Source organism: Bacteroides ihuae, from assembly GCF_900104585.1.
Taxonomy (GTDB): domain Bacteria; phylum Bacteroidota; class Bacteroidia; order Bacteroidales; family Bacteroidaceae; genus Bacteroides; species Bacteroides ihuae.
Genome location: NZ_FNVX01000005.1, coordinates 1230754 through 1249797, shown reverse-complemented (window position 1 = coordinate 1249797; position 19044 = coordinate 1230754). Strand labels below are relative to the sequence as shown.

The following is a 19044-nucleotide window of genomic DNA, read 5'->3' as shown; positions in this document are numbered from 1 at the left end:
TAATTCAATGAAAACTATCTATCAATATATAATGGTTATGCTGTCGTTAATGTTGGTTGCTTCGTGCAATAACGACGGAGATACAGTAACTTTATCAGGATTCGAAGCCGGAGAATTGAAGGCTACAGTTACAGATGTAGTGTTGACTAGTGGGCAGAGTGGCAACTTAGTTCTTGCTTTTGCTTGGAATGCAAGCGAACTTTCGGTCACTCAGAGTGATAAGTATGGAACGTCAGCAGGTTTGTTAGTCAATACATTGCAACTCTCTACTGAGAGTAGTTTCTCAAGTAGTAAAGAGTATACGGAAACAAACTACTCTAAGTCGTTTACCGGTTCGGTGTTGAATACCTTGGCTTTAAGCTTGGGAGGAAAAGCAGGAGAAGCCACTACTATTTATGCACGTCTAAAATCATCAATCGGTGCCAACGAAGATCCGTTGTATAGTAATGTGGTGTCCGTTAAGGTCACACCTTATGAAAAAGTATTCTACCTATATATGCCTAAGGCCGACAGTTACACCGACTTCTCAAACAAATTGTGTTCACGAGAGGGTGATGGTGAATACGAAGGATACGTGCAAGCCTCGCAGTGGGATAACTTTAAGTTCTCTACAGAAGCGAATATGACTACAGGAACAGTTTATGGCTCAAGTGCCAGTGGACTTTACATACTCGATTCAAGCGATGCAATGTGGAATATCTGGTTTGATGAAGGAGGTTATTTTTTGATTAAAGCTAGTACAAATACAGAGACTTGGAGCAAAACAGCTATCACTTCTTTTAGCATAACGGGAGAGTTTAATGCGTGGAGTCTTACTTCTGATGTGATGACCTATGATTCTACTACTAAAAAGTGGAGTGTGACGTGTAATATCTCTAATGTGCTCTATGGCATACAGATTATTGGTAATCAAAACTGGAGTTTTAAATATGGAGATACTGACGGCAATGGCGAACTCACTTCCGGAGAATCTATTCCTGTTAGTGAAACAGGGACATACACCATCACGATGGACTTAAGTGACCCAGTAAAATACACGTATACTATAACCAAGAACTAAGATAAAAATAGAAGTTGTATGAAACGAATAATAAATATTTTCTTTACTTTGCTTGCGGCACTTTTCTTTGTGCCATGTGCTTCGTGTAGTGATGATAATGACCCTGCTGTGGTGGTAGAAAATACTTCCACCTTTGCTAAGGGAGCCGATGTTAGTTGGCTAACCCAAATGGAGGCTTCGGGCAAAACTTTTTATAATGCCGCTGGTGCTCAGATGGACTGTCTTAAGTTACTCAGTAGTCTGGGGGTGAATTCTGTACGTCTGCGTGTTTGGGTCAATCCTACAGATGGATGGTGCAATAAAGAAGATGTATTGGTGAAGGCTTGGAGAGCTAAGAACTTGGGCATGCGTGTGATGATTGACTTTCATTATAGCGATACTTGGGCCGATCCTTCAAAACAAACGAAACCGGCCGCTTGGTCGAATCTTACCTTCGACGAACTGAAGGCTGCTGTGTCTGCTCATACTATTGATGTGCTAAGTACGCTTAAAGCTTCAGGCATCACTCCTGAATGGGTGCAAGTGGGAAATGAAACAGGCAATGGCATGCTTTGGGAAGATGGAAAAGCTTCTGAGAATATGGCAAATTATGCAGCGTTGACCAATGCAGGTTATGATGCAGTGAAGTCGGTCTTTGCTGATGCAAAAGTAATTGTGCATGTGCAAAGTGGAAATGATAATAGTTTGTTCAGATGGATCTTCGACGGATTGAAGAGTAATGGAGCCAAATGGGATGTAATCGGTATGTCTCTTTATCCTACAGTGGATAACTGGGAAGCGATGAACACGAGTTGCATTGCGAATATGAATGATATGATAAGTCGATACGGCAAGGAAGTGATGCTTTGTGAGGTCGGTATGCAATGGGATGCTCCCGAAACGGCAAAATCTTTTCTTACCGATCTGATGACGAAAGCAAAAACGATAGAAGGCGAAAAATGTTTGGGGATATTCTATTGGGAACCTCAGGCATACGGTAGCTGGAATGGATATACACTTGGAGCATTCGACGATAGTGGTAAACCTACTGTAGCACTGGATGCATTTAAGTAATTGATAATGAAATTAAATAGGTAGATTATGAATTTGAAATGCCTGACGCTGATTGCGTTGACATGCTGTTCTCTCGTTGTTGCGCAAGCACAAGTTCAATCGGTAAGAAGTGAACGTTTGCTTGATAAGGGATGGCGATTTACAAAAGGAGATGTTGCTGAGGCCGCTACTGTAGACTACAACGATGGGAAATGGCAGCAAGTGTCTATTCCCCATGATTGGGCCATTTACGGTCCATTCAGCAGAGATAATGATTTGCAAAACGTTGCAGTGACGCAGAATCTGGAGACCAAGGCTTCTGTGAAAACCGGACGTACGGGTGGACTGCCATATGTAGGGGTAGGGTGGTATCGGAAGACTTTCTCTGTTGACAGTTTTGAAAAAGGAACCAAGCGTGTTACTTTGCTGTTTGATGGAGCGATGAGCGAAGCCCATGTGTACGTCAATGGCAAGGAGGTTGCCTTTTGGCCTTGGGGATATAACTCTTTTCATTGCGATGTTACCGACTTTATTCATTCGGGAGATAATTTGTTGGCTGTTCGTCTGGAAAACAAACCTCAGTCATCGCGCTGGTATTCAGGAGCAGGACTTTATAGAAATGTGCATCTCATCGTTACTGATGAGGTACATGTTCCTGTTTGGGGTACATACCTCACCACTCCTTTTGTTTCAGATGAATACGCTGCCGTGCGTTTGAAAACAACAATTGAGAATCTGGCAGATGAAAATGTAAGAATACAGACCGTCATACACAATGCACAAGGAGAGACAGTGGCACAGAAGGACGAGATGCGTAAAGTGATGAAAGGACAAGCTTTTGAGCAAAATTTCATCGTTGATCATCCTTCATTATGGTCGCCCGAAACACCTGTCTTGTACAAAGCCGTATCGAAAATCTTTGTTCGTGACCGTTTAGTAGATGAATATACCACACGGTTTGGCATTCGTTCGGTACAGGTCATTGCAGACAAAGGTTTCTTTCTGAATGGGAAGCTTCGCAAGTTTCAAGGCGTATGCAATCATCACGACTTAGGTCCGCTGGGCGCAGCTGTAAACACCGCTGCGCTGAGGCGTCAACTCACGATGCTAAAGGATATGGGTTGCGACGCTATACGTACGTCACATAATATGCCTGCACCCGAGCTGGTTGCTTTGTGCGACGAAATGGGATTTATGGTGATGATAGAACCTTTTGACGAGTGGGACAAGGCTAAGTGCGAGAATGGTTATCATCGTTTCTTCAACGAATGGGCAGAGAAGGATATGGTCAATATGCTTCACAACTATCGCAATAATGCGAGTGTGGTGATGTGGAGCATTGGCAACGAAGTTCCGACACAGTGTAGTCCCGATGGTTATCGAGTAGCCTCTTTCCTGCAAGATATTTGTCATAGAGAAGATCCTACGCGTCCTGTAACCTGTGGCATGGACCAGGTGAGTTGTGTACTTGGCAATGGCTTTGCTGCACTCCTCGATGTGCCCGGATTCAACTACAGAGTGCACCGCTACCAAGAAGCTTACAGTAAGCTACCTCAGGGAATTGTGTTGGGTTCAGAAACCTCTTCTACGGTTAGCTCACGAGGCGTATATAAGTTTCCGGTAGAAAAAAAGGCCGATGCTACATATAGTGATCATCAATCCTCATCGTATGATTTGGAATATTGCTCATGGTCTAACGTACCCGATGAAGACTTTGCATTGGCCGATGATCATCATTGGACGATGGGGCAGTTCGTCTGGACCGGCTTCGATTATCTTGGCGAGCCATCTCCTTATGATACTGACGCATGGCCCAATCATAGCTCACTGTTTGGTATTATTGATTTGGCTAGTATTCCGAAGGATCGTTATTATCTGTATAGAAGCGTTTGGAATAAGACTGAAAATACGCTTCATATCCTTCCGCATTGGAATTGGAAGGGGCGTGAAGGAGAAGTTACGCCCGTGTTTGCCTATACCAATTATCCTTCGGCAGAACTATTTGTCAATGGAAAGAGCTACGGCAGACAGAGCAAAAACAATACCTCCCTGCAAAATCGTTATCGGTTGATGTGGATGAATGTGCTATATGAACCGGGTGAGGTGAAAGTTGTAGCTTATGATGCTGCGGGCAAAGCCGTTGCTGAAGAGACAGTACGTACAGCGGGCAAGCCGCATCATTTAGAGCTGTCGGCCGATCGTTCTCACCTAACTGCCGATGGAAAAGATCTGGCATACATCAATGTTAAAGTAGTCGATAAGGATGGTAATCTTTGTCCAATGGACGATCGATTAATCAACTTCTCCGTGCAAGGTAGCGGTACGTTTCGTGCAGTAGCCAATGGAGACCCCACTTGTCTTGAATTGTTCCATTTACCCCGGATGCATGCCTTTAGCGGGCAACTTACCGCCATTGTGCAAACATCCGAGAAAGAAGGACAAATCTTATTTGAGGCAAAAGCAAAAGGATTGAAGAGCGGGAAGTTGCTGCTAACAGTTAAAGGAGATAAGTAGAAGATTGTCTAGTAAAAGCTCCTGCTTTTCGTACACAGAACGTGTATAAAACGTGCATAAAGTCTACGGACTGCGTGCACGTTTTTTTTGTTGGCATAACTTGATTGATTGCGTTGCTATAAAGGCTTTTTAAAGATGAGATATTAACATTTAAGTGATTGTCTGTAATGTTTACGATTAGCGTTTTTGAACTTATTTTTGTCAATAGCACCTTTATGACTTATTAACGATATATGGCAATTGATGTAATAATAGAAGAAAAGCAATTCTCATTATGAGCTATTTCAATCACAAATGATGAAACGAGTAAAGTAAAACCGTCTTTTCAAGAAACACAACCGTGAAGTTGACCGAACTCAACCGTCCTTTTGGAGCAACTCAACCGTCCTTTTTGTCGATTTGCACTATTCTTTTGAGGAAATATATGGCGTAACAATAAAAAAACGAGAAAAGTTATTACTTCCCCCGTTTACTGTAGTTTAATCTGAATATATTTTATGATTACACTTACAAAAGTAATACATTTACTTGCCAAAGTCAAGTGTTTCAGCGGAAATTTAATGAAGCAATTATAGTAAATACTGTAATAAGCATGAATTAAAATGGTGCGGAAGTTCTCTGCAAAACAATCTATTTTATTACTTTTGTTCCCAGTGGCTATTTGGCCGCTGTTACTTGTATTTATCACTTAAAATATTATTCAATGAAAAGGATCGTTTTATTTAGTCTGATTTTCTTTACTACCAATCTATTCGGCCAGAGAGTTGAGACTATTAATCTTAAATCATATTTTGGAGACTTTGTTGGTGGATTCAGTCTTTATGACTTGAAAACAGACACTTATACAAAGTACAACATAGAGCATTGTGAAAAACGCTTCTCTCCCTGCTCTACCTTTAAAATACCCAATTCATTGATCGGATTGGAGACTGGCGTGATTGCTGATACTGCCTTTGTTATCAAATATGATAGCGTGCTTCATCCCAAAGAAGCATTCTACTTAGCAAATGAGCCATTCAAACATTGGTATGAAGACTTATCTTTTAAAAGTGCTTTTAAATATTCATGTGTCTGGTATTACCAAGAATTAGCAAGAAGAGTGGGACAGGAGCGTATGAAAGAGAAAGTTGATGCTTTAAATTATGGCAATAACGATATATCAAGCGGACTAGATGACTTTTGGCTATGTGGCTCTATTCAGGTTTCAATAGACGAGCAAATCGAATTTTTAAAGAAACTCTACTTGCATAAACTGGTAGGATTTTCAGATAAAAATATGGATGCTGTAAAGGGCATGATGCTTTCTGAATCTACACCAACATATAAGCTGTATGGAAAGACTGGAACCGGCGGTTGTTTGAATGATAAAACGATTGGTTGGTATGTTGGCTTTGTAGAGACAAAATCAGGGACGAAGATATTTGCGATGAATATCATCGTTAATAACTTCGGTGATCTGAAGAATAACATGCGAATTGAGCTGACCAAGAATGTATTAAAGGAGTTGAAGATAATAGAGTAAGTGCAGATGAAGAAGGAGCTGGTTTGATAGAGGAGTTAATACAAGAAAAAGCATAACAACAAGACAGGGCCTTGTTGTTATGCTTTTTCTGAAACTATAGCTAGCTAGTTTGTTGCGTTTCTTTAATCGAAATTAAAATATATTTAAGAAGACGGATGTAACTAATTTCAAGACTTTTTCCAGAAACGGTATCCTATACGAATTACAGGAGATAGGTCAACGTTTGGAATGTTATATCTAGCTCCATCAAAATCTAATGATTTGCTCTTGCGATAGTACACATGAAATGCGGGTTGAATATAAAATGCTTTACCAATAAAGAATTGATATCCAATGCCACCTCCTACATCAGTGCTATGCAAATCTTTCTTTAGACCTGTGGCTTTTTGCTCTATCTCAAATGTGTGAAACTCGGTATAAGCGTATACTTCAAGGTTTTTCCATACATTATAACCCAGAAATATGCCTGGCGAGGTTTTGTAATAACGTTTGAAGTCTGACGAAGAGTTGTTTATTCCGGCTCCTTCTGCGTTATATTTACCTCCATTGATTACGCTAACTCTTACTCTAAACTTACCATACCGATATCCTAAGGCTGCATGAAACCCTCCTGTGATAAACATTGGAAATAAACTTTCTACTTCTAACGCTTGCTTAACATCATAACTATGTTCCTTTTGGGAGGTCTCTTGTGCATACAAGTTAGGTATCGATAAGAAGAGTGCAAAAATGCAATAAATTAAATTTTTATTCATTCTGATACTTGTTTGATTAATATGAGTGCAAATATCAGAATAGATGATCATTCAATTGCTCCGCATTTGTTACCAAATCATTTTTTAGAGAAAATAGTATTGCGAATGCGACTTAAAGATTTGGGTGCAACGCCTAAATAATTTGCAATGTGATGGAGTGGAACTCTTTGGAATATTTCAGGATAGTTTTCTACTAGCTTGTTATACCTGTCTGTTGCGGACAGTGTTTGCAGGTCAACACTTAATTCGACTAGTTTTATGTATGCTTGTTCCATCAGGAGACGGCCAAAGCGTTCTAGTCGCGGAATTTTATCGTAAAGGTTTAATAAGTCTTTTTGTTGTATCACTAAAAGTATGGAATCTTCAATCGCTTTAATATTGAGTAAGGATGGAGTGGCATTTAAGCGGCTATGATTATTTGTAACCCATTCATTCTCAAAAGCAAAATCAGTAGTGACTTCGTTTGCGTTCTCCAGAGTTTTATAATAAATCAACACTCCTTCATCTACAAAAGCAATGGATGTAGAAACTTGACCTTCTTGCAAGAAGAAGTCATTCTTCTTGATGAGTTTTTTTTCTAATACAGCCGCTACTGCCAACCATTCTTCTTGATTAAGATTTATGATTGAACCAATATTCTCTTGTATTTTTTCCAGGTTGGCCAATAGTTTCTATTTTATGGTAGAACACAAAGATAAGAGATTTGCGCTGTTTTACATTAGTTGGCATTATCTATTTTCAATAAGAAGAAATAAAAAATCCTCCCCGGTAATCGGAGAGGATTTTATAAGTTTTAATCCTTTTTCTTTATCGAGAATAACCCGAAAAGCCAGATTATTCAGCTTTAGCTTCAGCAGCAGGTGCTTCTTCAGCAGCAACTTCCGCAACTGGAGCAGCCTCTTCAGCAGCAACTTCTGCAACTGGAGCAGCCTCTTCAGCAACAACTTCCGCAACTGGAGCTTCTTCAACTACAGGAGCAGGAGCGTTAGCAGCTTCTTCTGCAGCTTTTTTATCTGCAAGAATTTTTGCTTTAGCTTCGTTTACTTTCTTTTCTGCTTCAAAGCGTGCTTTTGCATCAGCTTTTGCATCAGCTTCTTGTTTAGCTTTCAAAGCAGCCAAGCCTGTTTGCTTGTTAGCTTTCCATGCTTCAAATTTAGCTTCTGCTTCTGCTTCACCAAATGCGCCTTTAGCAACACCACCAAGGAGGTGTTTTTTCATGTAAATTCCTTCGTTAGAAAGAATAGTACGAACTGTATCCGTAGGTTGTGCACCTTTCAAAACCCATGATAATGCACTGTCGAAATTCAAATCTACTGTAGCAGGATTGGTGTTTGGGTTGTATATACCAAGCTTCTCTGTAAATTTACCATCACGTGGTGCTCTGCTGTCTGCAATTACAATTGAATAGAACGCGTAACTTTTACGTCCGTGTCTTTGCAATCTGATCTTAGTTGCCATCTTAAATAAATGTTATTAATTAATGATTTGAATAATGCTATTATCTCGTAATAGCGGCTGCAAAGATAGATGTTTTATTTTGATTGACAAAAAGTTCTATTCTTTTAGTTGCTATATTTATTACGAATATCGTTTGGGATAGCGGAATAAGATAGCTAGAATAGCGAATAGTCCCATAGTGAAAGGGTAATACAAATTACCGATAATGCTGATAGGGGAGATATTTGCCAATCCGGCGGCAATAAGCATTTGTGCGCCATAAGGGATTATTCCTTGAATAAAGCAGGAAAAGGTATCGAGTATGCTAGCCGTTTTGCGGCGATCGAGGTGAAATTTTATGGCGATATCTTTAGCAATAGGTCCTGTGGTGATAATTGCAATGGTATTGTTGGCAGTACATAAATTGGCGATGCTCACTAATGCGGCAATGCTGAACTCAGCACCGCGTTTACCTTTTACATGTTTGGTTAGTGCGCTAATGATATAATCTATCCCTCCGTTATAACGAATGGTCTCGAGCATGCCACCTGCTAGTAAGGTGACAATAATCAATTCACCCATACCGATAATGCCGTTTCCCATAGAACCAAACCAATCGAAAAAGCCGAAACTACCAGTACTTAAGCCTACGATGCCTGTAGAAATGATACCGATGAGGAGTACTAACATTACGTTCATTCCAGCTATGGCTGTGCCTAGCACGATGAGGTAAGGTAATACTTTTAACCATTCTATACTCTGAATTTGTGGAGGTGCAGTTATGGATAGACCTTGAAAAACATAAATACCTAAAACGATCATAGCAGCCGGAACAACGATCATAGAGTTGACGCGAAACTTATCACGCATCACACATTCTTGAGTTTTGGTTGCTGCAATGGTAGTGTCGGAAATAAATGAAAGATTATCGCCAAAGAAGGAGCCACCCACAACGATAGCCACTATAAAAGGAAGGTCAATACCTGTTTTTTCCGCTAGTCCAATGGCCACAGGTGTAAGTGCAACAATGGTGCCTACGCTGGTTCCAATGGATAGAGAGATGAAACATGATGCGATGAAAATGCCAGCCAATAACAGATTGTCCGGCAGTATATGCAGCGTTAGGTTTACAGTTGCGTCAATGGCACCCATCTGCTTGGCGCTTTGAGCAAAAGCTCCCGCAAGAACGAATATCCACACCATGAGCATGATATTCTTATTGGATGCGCCAACAGAAAATTGATAGATGCGATGTTCTAGATTCAGTCCTCGGGTGATAGCAATGGCATAGCAGGATGAAGCCAAAAAAGCAACTGTAATGGGGACTTTATAGAAGTCGTTTACTATGATGGATGTGACTAAGTAAAGACACAGAAAGACAAATAACGGGCTTAGAGCCCATAAACCAGATATACGTTGCGCTTTTTTTTCTTCACTCATACTTTACATGTTGCTATTCTGAGGGCAAAGATAAATAAAAAAGGGACACAGATTATATTTATCTATGTCCCAAATATGAGTGTAACAAAGGCTTTTATAGTGTAACCCCTGTTTTGAAGATTGCTATTTCACGGAACCCTTTTTTCTCATTATTTACTAATTCGCCGCTGGCTACATTGACAATGTAATCAATGAAGCGTTCACAAGTTTTTTCCATAGGTTCGCTATCAACGATGACCCCTGCATTGAAGTCGATCCATCCCGGTTTTCTTTGTGATAGGCCGGTGTTGGTAGATATCTTCATTGTAGGTACATAAGTACCGAATGGCGTACCACGTCCGGTAGTGAATAGTACCATGTGGCAACCGCAAGAGGCTAGGGCAGTAGAGGCTACTAAGTCATTGCCGGGTGCTGAAAGCAGTGTAAGGCCTTTCACTTTAAGACGCTCGCCATAAGGTAATACTCCTGATACATAGCTCTTTCCGCATTTTTGTGTACAGCCCAATGCCTTCTCTTCCAGTGTAGAGATACCTCCCGCCTTGTTGCCCGGAGAAGGATTTTCTCCTACCGGTTCGCCATGCGAAAGGAAGTATTCTTTGAAATCATTAATAAGGTGGACTGTCTGGTTGAATAAGTCTTTGTTTTCGCAACGATTCATCAGGATCGTTTCGGCACCAAACATTTCAGGAACTTCAGTCAACACGCTTGTTCCTCCTTGCGCAATAAGGAAGTCGGAGAACATGCCCAACAATGGATTCGCTGTGATGCCGGAGAATCCGTCTGAACCACCACATTTCAATCCTACACGCAGTTCTGATAAAGGAACCTCTACACGTCTGTCTGTAGATGCTTTAGCGTATAATTCACGAAGTATTTTCATGCCTTCTTCGTATTCATCACCTACTTTTTGTGTAACTAGGAATGATACTCTGTCCGTGTCATAATCTCCAAGAAACTCGCGGAAAGCATCCGGTTGATTATTCTCACATCCTAAACCTACCACTAGCACTGCACCTGCATTGGGGTGTAACACCATATCGCGCAAGATTTTTCTAGTGTTTTCGTGATCGTCTCCCAATTGTGAACAACCATAATTGTGTGGGTAGGCCACGATGGCGTCCACTCCTTTGCCTTCCGTTTCACGACGCATACTTTCAGCAAGCTGAGCAATGATACCGTTTACACAACCAACAGTAGGGATAATCCATATCTCGTTGCGAATACCTACATCACCGTTTTTACGGCGATATCCTTTAAAAGTAAGTTCCTTCTTGGGGATGTCAAGCGAAACTTGTGCTGGGTTATAGGTATAATCCAACAATCCGGCAAGATTGGTTTTAATGCTATTCTCATTCATCCAGTCACCCAGTTTTTTTGCCGTAATAGCATGTCCAATGGGGTAGCCATATTTAATTATATCTTCTCCTTCAGCAAAATCTTTCAAGGCAAATTTATGTCCGGCGGGAATGTCTTCATGTAAGGTTACTTGCGTTCCATTTATCGAAAGGGTTTCTCCTGCCGATAAATTAACGATTGCAACAGCCACATTGTCGGCTGGATTAATCTGTAAGTACTTTGTTTCCATTCTATTCTTTTTTGTTTTAAAAGTTGTTTTTATCTAGGTAACTTCAAGTAGAAATCGATAGTTTCTACAGTTAAAAGATCAATTGGCATATAGTTGACACAAGGTATCTCTTTTTTAAAGATAAGATGATCACATAATGCTTTAATTCCGTTTAGTCCCTGTAAATCAGGTTGCTGAGCTATAAGGAATGCAATACTATTTTGTTTCAAGCATGATACATTTCGCTCTAATAAGTCGTAGCCTACTAAGTTAAAGGATGAGTTCCTGCTTTGTAGGTATTCGCCTATGATATAAGCCTTTGAATTAAAAGTGATACCATTGCGTACGGTGGAATGCTGGTGAAAGAAATTATCAAGCATTGTGTTGTCTTCATTCGGCTTGTTAGCATGCAAGTTAAGTTCAAGGATGTTGCATGTAGGATGATGTTCCTTCATATATTTCATAAAACCGACTTCACGATTTTCTTGTTGATTAGAACCCACTATACCTTCATTTATCTTCCGGAAAATAACGATCTCCTTCTCATTGCCAGCCAGCAACATTAGCATGCGTGCAGCAAAATATCCGCTTTGATGAGAATGCTGTCCGAAGAACGCCAAAGGAGGAATCTCTTTTATATACGAATCTATATATATATAAGGTGTATTGTGTTCGGTGAGTGCATTTGCGAGCTCCTTGGTATATTGCGGTGCAGTAGGAGCAAGCAAGACTCCGTCTGGCTGTGCTTCTAAAATAGTTTTTCCGGCATCTACAAATGAATGATAATTATAGGGATCGTAATAAGATATATGTGCCGAAATGTTGAAATCTGAGTAATTGGCCAAAGCTTCATTTATTCCTGCTTCCACAGCTGTCCAATATTCACCTTTAAAATGTTGCGGCAGTAGACAGTAGAAGGAGTATTTTTTATTGGACGCAAGTGCGCTGGCATACATGTTGGGTTGATAATCCAATTGTTTTAGTATTTCTTCTACGCGTTGGCGACTGGATTCCGACACACCACTTCGACCATGAATAACACGGTCTACGGTACCAACCGACACATCCGCTAGGCGAGCAATATCTTTAATTCTGATTCTATCTGGCAGCTTATTCATCTTAGATCGCTTGTTGTTTTTGTATTGTGCTCGTGCACAATAATAATCTTGTTATTTTCGACACAAATATATAACAATTTTTGTAATTACGAAAATTATTGTATCTTTGTGCCCGCACACGGAGGTGATATAAGAAGCTTTTATTGACAGAAATATAGATGTAAATCCCTCTGTTTATAGGTGCTCCGTGCATACAATGATAATTTGAAACTTAACGATATTAATAACTTATTAGATTAAAAACAGAATTATGGGAAAGAAAGTTGTTACTTTTGGGGAAATAATGCTTCGTTTGGCTACTCCGGGTTACCTGAGATTTTCACAAGCTAAAGAATTCACGGCTACATTTGGTGGTGGCGAAGCAAACGTTGCTGTGTCATTGGCTAACTATGGCTTAGATACAGAATTCGTAACTCGTCTTCCTAAAAATGACATAGCTCAATCTTGCATCATGGATCTTCGTGCGCACAATGTGGGTACAAAAGAAATTATTTTTGGTGGTGACCGTGTAGGTATCTATTTCTTAGAAACTGGTGCTGTGGCTCGTGCTTCAAAAGTTGTTTACGACCGTGCAAATTCTTCTATTTCTACTGTCGAACCGGGAATGGTAAACTGGAAAGAAGTTTTCAAGGACGCTCAATGGTTTCATTGGACCGGTATTACTCCAGCTTTGTCTCAAGGTGCTGCTGATGCTTGTTTGGAAGCAATCAAAGTGGCTAATGAAATGGGTGTTACAGTTTCTTGTGACATTAACTTCCGCAAAAATCTTTGGAAATATGGCAAAACAGCTGATGAAGTAATGCCTGCTTTAGTTGAAGGTTGCGATGTAATTCTTGGTAACGAAGAAGACTGTGAAAAGGTATTTGGTATCAAACCAGAAGGCTTCGATGTAACTGCTACTAATGGAGAAGTTAACTCTGCTGAATTTGAATCAGTATGTACTCAAATGATGAAGAAATTCCCACGTTGCAAAAAAATGATTGTGACTCTTCGTGGTGCTATTAATGCAAACCATAATACTTGGGGAGGCGTTCTTTACTCTGAAGGTTCATTGAAGATCTCTAATAGATATGACATTACCCACATCGTAGACCGTGTAGGTGGTGGTGACTCATTCATGGGCGGACTTATTTATGGTTTAATCAGCTATCCGTCTGATGACCAGAAGGCACTTGAGTTTGCTGTTGCTGCTTCATGCCTGAAACACACTATCTATGGTGACTTTAACTTGGTTACTGTTGCTGAGGTAGAGAACTTGATGAAAGGTGACGGTTCGGGCCGTGTAAGCAGATAAGTAGGTTTCGTTATTATATTAATTGAAAAAAGAAATGGCAAAATTTAATAAGATACAAGTGCTCAATGCTATGGCAAGCACAGGGATGGTTCCCGTTTTCTATAACAAAGATGTAGAGGTTGCTAAGAATGTAGTGAAAGCATGCTATGATGGTGGTGTTCGCGCATTTGAATTTACCAACCGTGGTGATTTTGCTCAGGATGTATTTGCTGAATTGGTGAAATGGGCTGCTAAAGAATGCCCTGAAATGATTATGGGTATCGGTTCAATTGTTGATCCGGCCACTGCAGCTATGTACATCCAATTGGGTGCTAACTTCATTGTTGGTCCATTGTTTAACCCCGAGATTGCTAAGATTTGCAATCGTCGCTTGATTCCTTATACTCCAGGTTGTGGATCAGTTTCTGAAATTGGTTTTGCTCAAGAAGTAGGATGTGATCTTTGCAAAGTGTTCCCTGCCGGAAACGTAGGTGGACCTTCATTTGTGAAGAACGTAAAAGCTCCGATGCCTTGGTCTATGTTAATGGTAACAGGAGGCGTAGAGCCAACTAAGGAAAACCTTACTGCATGGATAAAAGCTGGCGTTACTTGTGTAGGAATGGGTTCTAATCTTTTCCCAAGTGACGTAGTTGCCGCTCAGGATTGGGCTTGGATTGTTGCTAAGTGTAAAGAAGCTTTCGGATATATTTCAGAAGCTAGAAAATAAAGATATTAATTAGGCGACTCATTTTTATTGAATTATTCAATGTCAATAGTCGCCTAGTCAATAGGATATGTCTCTAAAAAGGGTTAGTTAGTTTAAATACGAGGCATATTCTCTCATTTTGTTTAAAGGTGTTTTAAGGGACAGCCATCGGAATGATTTTTGTTAGTGGATCATTTCGGTGGCTTGTTTTTATTTATTTATAATCTTCTTCAATAGACGGGTAGAGCTAAATGATTGTCGATGAAAAAGAAATATTGGTATGGCAACGCCTACTACTAGCGCAAATAGCACAAAAATGCTTGTGATTCCATTCCTAAAGAACTGTTCAATGTACTGGAAAGAGGCCGTTTGGTCTTTACTTTGCATGAATTTCGTAAGAAATAGAATGCTTTTATAGGCAAACATCCCCGGGATCATAGGCAGCAAAGCCGGAAAAGAAAAAACCTCTGCCGGACAATGAACGTACTTGGCAAAAGGCACAGACAGCAAACCTATAGATATAGCAGCAAAAAAAGAAGCTGTGGCAATATCTAGAGTGAATAATTCTGTGTGCAAAAGATAATAGCGAAATCCGTGCCCTACGGCAGCTAAGAATGCCGCAATAGCAAGTGCCTTTCGAGGAGGATTTGAAATGATCGCAAATCCTATCGCTGCTACAGCAGCAAATAATCCATCATAAATGATCGCTTGAACAAATTCGTAGTTTATCATAGCGTACTAATTCCTGTTATTAAAAGCGTTATCGAAAGTCCCATTGCTATACATATAATAAGTAGACACGCATTGATCAAACGAGAGGTCCCGGCTAATACATGTCCGTCAATAATATCCATAATGGAATTAATAAGAGGTACTCCCGGAATGAGGTATAGAACGCTGGTACCTAGTGCCATGTCAGGCGTGTTTCCCCAATGAAACAGATAGCCCGTGCTTCCTATGAGTGATGCCACAAAAGAGGATATGATAAATATAGCCAAGTGATTCCAATGCCTTTCCATGAGATACTGACGGACAAAGAAGCCTCCAAGAGTGGCTACAAATACAATACCCATTGATGCAAGGTCTCCTTGAAATAATCGACAGAAAGCAGCATTGGCGCATGCTACCAGAAATAATACTAGCCACTTGCTTTCTCGAGGCTTACTGACAATCTCGTTGTATCTTGCTTTTAATTCCTCCAAAGGGATATGCTCGTCATAAGCTTCCCAACTGAGCGTACTTAGTTTAGAATTAATGGCAAAGTTTAAACCTTGTGGCTTAATTTTGTTTACAGTACTATACGAATGAGAGTTGTCGGAATCTCTCAACGTCATAATGATCGTCTTTTGGAAGATGGTCATGTCCAGATAGAAACCATAAGATTCGGCAATGCGAGATGTGTTACGTACGATACGGGATGTTTGCACACCTACAGCCATTAAACTGGTAGAATAATCGGACAGGAATTTAGATAATTCTTTGAGTTCTTGATGAATATCCATAAGGTTAGCTTAAAATCTCTATTTTTAGCGCAAAGGTATAAAAAAAAATAGTAAAAAGAACATTGTTGTATCTATTTGATTACTGCAAATATAGACTTATCTTTGTGTGTTCAACAAAATATGGATAGAATGGAAGTTTCAAAACACCACCACCACGATCATCATCATGCACCTCAAATTACGGGGTTGAATAGATCATTTATTATTGGTATCGGGTTGAATATAATATTTGTTGTTACAGAATTTGGAATTGGTTTCTATTATAATTCATTGGGGTTAATCTCAGATGCCGGGCACAATTTGGGTGATGTAGCTAGTCTAATATTGGCTATGCTAGCTTTTCGTTTGGCTCGAGTGTCTGCCACTTCTAAGTATACGTATGGCTATAAAAAGAGTACAATATTAGTTTCTCTGCTTAATTCTATCATTTTGCTGATAGCTGTGGGTGTTATCTTTGCTGAAAGTATAGACAAATTATTTCATCCCTCTCCTGTGGAAGGGGACGCTATAGCTTGGACAGCTGGGGTAGGGGTTTTTGTTAATGGGCTTACGGCTTGGTTGTTTATGAAGGATAAGGAGAAAGATTTGAATGTTAAAGGAGCTTATTTGCATATGGCTGCCGATGCATTGGTGTCTGTAGGTGTGGTCATTTCGGGTATTGTTATCTCTTATACCGGCTGGTCGGTGATAGATCCTATTCTAGGTTTGCTTATAGCTTGTGTAATTATCTATTCTACATGGGGACTTTTGCACGATAGCATTCGCCTTTCGCTTGATGGTGTGCCTACAGGAACCGATAGTAAGCAAATAGAAGAGATTATCCTCTCCGTACCTAAAGTTATAAATTGTCATCATCTTCACATCTGGGCAATAAGCACTACTGAAACAGCTTTGACAGCACATCTCGTCATCAATGATCTATCTCAACTCGAGAATGTAAAACGAGAGGTGAAACATGTCCTACTAGAGGCCGGAGTTCAGCATGCTACACTCGAATTTGAGCATAATAGTGATTGTTGCGGTGATGTTGGTTGCCAGAACTTTGGTAACGTAGATTAGGTTTTAGATATAAAGAAGTGCCCTGTTTCAAAAAAAGAGTGTTAATTCGCCTTGGATTTATTTGATTATTCACACCTTTTATTATATTTGCATTCAAGAATGGTTTATCACAACTCTTCAGGTGTGATAATTAAAAGGGAATCGGGTGTAAATCCCGGACAGTCCCGCTGCTGTAAAGCTCTAACACAAACATTTCGATGAAATACTCCTTTAACCACTGGCCTTGGCCGGGAAGGTATTCGAAATGGAAGCTAAGTCAGAAGACCTGCCATCTTTTTACGTCTTTATTCCTCGTGGATTGGGAATAATGTACAAGATAAAATCATCTAAATTAGTAGCGTATGGAATATGTCGGACCTCCGTTTAGGATAGATGTCGCTGGTGCCTTTCTTCTTCCTCAAGAATTAAGAGATGCACAAGCTCAATATCGTAATGAACAGATTAGTAGGGTAGCTTTGCGTGCCATAGAAGATACGGAAATTCGTAATTTAGTAGATCGGCTGAAAGCAGTAGGATTAAGAGTAGTAACCGATGGAGGTTTTCGTAATATTTCCTGGCCATTAGATTTTATGTGTAACTTAGAAGGCATACAGTCTCGAGGTGATCATAAGAGCGGCATTGAACTTATAGGAAGAGTAGATTTTCATCATCATCCTGTCTTAGATGATTTCATGTACCTAACCGGAGTGACGGGAGGTGATGTGATTGCCAAGCAAGTATTGCCGGCACCGTCTCTGCTACTGAGTGAATTATTGAAAGATGGTAACAGTGATCAGTTATCAACTATTTATCCTGACGAAGAAGAATTGCTAACAGATATAGCCTTAACCTATCAAAAGTTGATTCAAGAGTTGTATGAATCCGGTTGTCGGTATCTACAGTTTGATGATGTTACCCGAGTGCTAACTTCGAATGCTATTCAAGTAAATAACCTGTCGTTAGAGGGGCATCCTGAAGATCTTTTTATCGCTTTTCATGCATCTGCAGAAATGCTTTACTCTGTTGAAGGAGTTAATTCCTTTTTACTTGATTATGATGATGAAAGTTGTGGCAAAAGCTCTCTTTTGTGGTTTATTCGCGAACAGAAAGCTACGTTTGGTTTCATTCCGTCTCACTATCCATTGCCAAGTGAACTAGATGAAATATACGAAGCTATAGATGAGGTGACGCCTTATATTTCGTTGGAACGTCTTAGTCTTTGTGTTCCTAATGCGCAAGTATTGCCCAATGAAGACTATGATACAGCTTTAATGAAACAGTGGAGCACTTTGGATATGGCTATGATAGCGGCAAAGGCTCTTTGGTCTGATAATAAATGATTTCTTTATAACTAGTATATTTTCAAAATAAACTCTGCCAAGTTTATTTATGGAGGCCCGGGCGAAGTGATTCGACCGGGTTTTATTTATTGTTGTCAGGGACAGAATCTTCTCTGTGAATTTTAGAAAACAATTTTTACATTTAAATTCTATGAGATACAATTAAAGGAATATAGCTTCTTTAGAAGTAATCTTGATGTTCCTGTTTCAATTCCATAAGGTACAATTAAAGGAGGATGAAGGAATAAAACAGCGGCCCTCGTTATTTGTGTTTCAATTCCATAAGGTACAATTAAAGGGTTTAGCCGTGTTATTGTTGTGTATCCTGATTCGAGGTTTCAATTCCATAAGGTACAATTAAAGGATTTGTGTATTTAGGAATTGAGCACGGAATAGTAGGTTTCAATTCCATAAGGTACAATTAAAGGATAAAGTAAAAAAATGTTCTGGTATTTACTTGAAGGTTTCAATTCCATAAGGTACAATTAAAGGATATTTACAAGTCCTTGTATTCAAATGTACACCTCTGTTTCAATTCCATAAGGTACAATTAAAGGGAGTGGCGGAGCCGGACGGTTGACAATGTAGCACGTTTCAATTCCATAAGGTACAATTAAAGGCTTTGTTGAAAGATGAAGAACAAACATTGTCTAATTAGTTTCAATTCCATAAGGTACAATTAAAGGATATAGCCCCGCATACGGGTTCATACCACCTTTCTTGTTTCAATTCCATAAGGTACA

Annotated in this window: 16 protein-coding genes, 1 CRISPR repeat array and 1 riboswitch (1 of these 18 only partly in view); of the genes, 8 read left to right on the top strand and 8 right to left on the bottom strand. The window is 39.8% G+C overall.

Features of this window, described 5'->3' with window-relative positions; translation table 11 throughout:
- The first annotated feature begins 7 nt into the window (after positions 1 to 7).
- The 4 genes from BQ5338_RS10795 to BQ5338_RS10780 all read left to right on the top strand — a co-directional run bounded on the left by BQ5338_RS10795 (position 8) and on the right by BQ5338_RS10780 (position 6128).
- Positions 8 to 1060: a DUF5111 domain-containing protein gene (locus BQ5338_RS10795; RefSeq protein WP_071146779.1), complete on the top strand. Its 1053-nt coding sequence runs from the start codon at positions 8 to 10 to the stop codon at positions 1058 to 1060.
- An 18-nt stretch (positions 1061 to 1078) separates the two neighbouring features.
- A complete protein-coding gene (locus BQ5338_RS10790; RefSeq protein WP_071146778.1) occupies positions 1079 to 2113 on the top strand; it encodes a glycoside hydrolase family 53 protein in 1035 nt (344 codons plus the stop codon).
- 27 nt (positions 2114 to 2140) lie between these two features.
- The gene (gene galB, locus BQ5338_RS10785) at positions 2141 to 4606 is read left to right on the top strand and encodes a beta-galactosidase GalB (RefSeq protein ID WP_071146777.1); all 2466 of its coding nucleotides are present in this window, start codon (positions 2141 to 2143) and stop codon (positions 4604 to 4606) included.
- A gap of 703 nt (positions 4607 to 5309) precedes the next feature.
- Positions 5310 to 6128 carry a penicillin-binding transpeptidase domain-containing protein gene (locus tag BQ5338_RS10780; protein ID WP_071146776.1) on the top strand — a complete coding sequence of 273 codons (819 nt, stop codon included), beginning with the start codon at positions 5310 to 5312 and terminating at the stop codon, positions 6126 to 6128.
- A 167-nt stretch (positions 6129 to 6295) separates the two neighbouring features.
- Here BQ5338_RS10780 and BQ5338_RS10775 read toward each other — a convergent pair whose 3' ends face one another.
- The 6 genes from BQ5338_RS10775 to BQ5338_RS10750 form a co-directional block, all read right to left on the bottom strand.
- Positions 6296 to 6883, bottom strand: a complete 588-nt coding sequence (locus BQ5338_RS10775; RefSeq protein WP_071146775.1) for a hypothetical protein — start codon at positions 6881 to 6883, stop codon at positions 6296 to 6298.
- A gap of 77 nt (positions 6884 to 6960) precedes the next feature.
- Complete coding sequence (locus BQ5338_RS10770; protein WP_071146774.1) at positions 6961 to 7548, bottom strand: Crp/Fnr family transcriptional regulator; 588 nt, start codon at positions 7546 to 7548, stop codon at positions 6961 to 6963.
- A gap of 169 nt (positions 7549 to 7717) precedes the next feature.
- Complete coding sequence (locus BQ5338_RS10765) at positions 7718 to 8341, bottom strand: 30S ribosomal protein S16 (protein WP_071146773.1); 624 nt, start codon at positions 8339 to 8341, stop codon at positions 7718 to 7720.
- A 120-nt stretch (positions 8342 to 8461) separates the two neighbouring features.
- A complete protein-coding gene (locus BQ5338_RS10760; RefSeq protein WP_071146772.1) occupies positions 8462 to 9760 on the bottom strand; it encodes a Na+/H+ antiporter NhaC family protein in 1299 nt (432 codons plus the stop codon).
- 94 nt (positions 9761 to 9854) lie between these two features.
- Positions 9855 to 11345, bottom strand: a complete 1491-nt coding sequence (locus tag BQ5338_RS10755) for a UxaA family hydrolase (protein WP_071146771.1) — start codon at positions 11343 to 11345, stop codon at positions 9855 to 9857.
- Positions 11346 to 11374: 29 nt separating this feature from the next.
- Positions 11375 to 12442, bottom strand: a complete 1068-nt coding sequence (locus BQ5338_RS10750; RefSeq protein WP_071146770.1) for a LacI family DNA-binding transcriptional regulator — start codon at positions 12440 to 12442, stop codon at positions 11375 to 11377.
- A gap of 250 nt (positions 12443 to 12692) precedes the next feature.
- Between BQ5338_RS10750 and BQ5338_RS10745 the strand changes: the two genes are divergently transcribed.
- Positions 12693 to 13736 carry a sugar kinase gene (locus tag BQ5338_RS10745; RefSeq protein WP_071146769.1) on the top strand — a complete coding sequence of 348 codons (1044 nt, stop codon included), beginning with the start codon at positions 12693 to 12695 and terminating at the stop codon, positions 13734 to 13736.
- 34 nt (positions 13737 to 13770) lie between these two features.
- Positions 13771 to 14442 (top strand): bifunctional 4-hydroxy-2-oxoglutarate aldolase/2-dehydro-3-deoxy-phosphogluconate aldolase, encoded by a 672-nt coding sequence (locus BQ5338_RS10740; protein ID WP_071146768.1) that lies wholly within the window; start codon positions 13771 to 13773, stop codon positions 14440 to 14442.
- Between the two features lie 189 nt (positions 14443 to 14631).
- Here the strand turns inward: BQ5338_RS10740 and BQ5338_RS10735 are convergent, their stop codons facing one another.
- On the bottom strand, positions 14632 to 15153 hold the full coding sequence (locus tag BQ5338_RS10735; RefSeq protein WP_071146767.1) for a threonine/serine exporter family protein: 522 nt from the start codon (positions 15151 to 15153) through the stop codon (positions 14632 to 14634).
- Positions 15150 to 15923 carry a threonine/serine exporter family protein gene (locus BQ5338_RS10730; protein WP_071146766.1) on the bottom strand — a complete coding sequence of 258 codons (774 nt, stop codon included), beginning with the start codon at positions 15921 to 15923 and terminating at the stop codon, positions 15150 to 15152. The genes BQ5338_RS10735 and BQ5338_RS10730 overlap by 4 nt, the downstream gene beginning before the upstream one ends.
- A gap of 129 nt (positions 15924 to 16052) precedes the next feature.
- Between BQ5338_RS10730 and BQ5338_RS10725 the strand changes: the two genes are divergently transcribed.
- Together BQ5338_RS10725 and BQ5338_RS10720 are read left to right on the top strand one after the other, a co-directional pair.
- Complete coding sequence (locus BQ5338_RS10725) at positions 16053 to 16982, top strand: cation diffusion facilitator family transporter (protein ID WP_071146765.1); 930 nt, start codon at positions 16053 to 16055, stop codon at positions 16980 to 16982.
- 83 nt (positions 16983 to 17065) lie between these two features.
- Positions 17066 to 17269: riboswitch (cobalamin riboswitch) on the top strand.
- A gap of 54 nt (positions 17270 to 17323) precedes the next feature.
- Positions 17324 to 18301 carry a uroporphyrinogen decarboxylase/cobalamine-independent methonine synthase family protein gene (locus tag BQ5338_RS10720; RefSeq protein WP_071146764.1) on the top strand — a complete coding sequence of 326 codons (978 nt, stop codon included), beginning with the start codon at positions 17324 to 17326 and terminating at the stop codon, positions 18299 to 18301.
- Between the two features lie 140 nt (positions 18302 to 18441).
- Positions 18442 to 19044: direct repeats of the CRISPR family, unit length 29 nt; unit sequence GTTTCAATTCCATAAGGTACAATTAAAGG; it runs 2939 nt beyond the window's last position.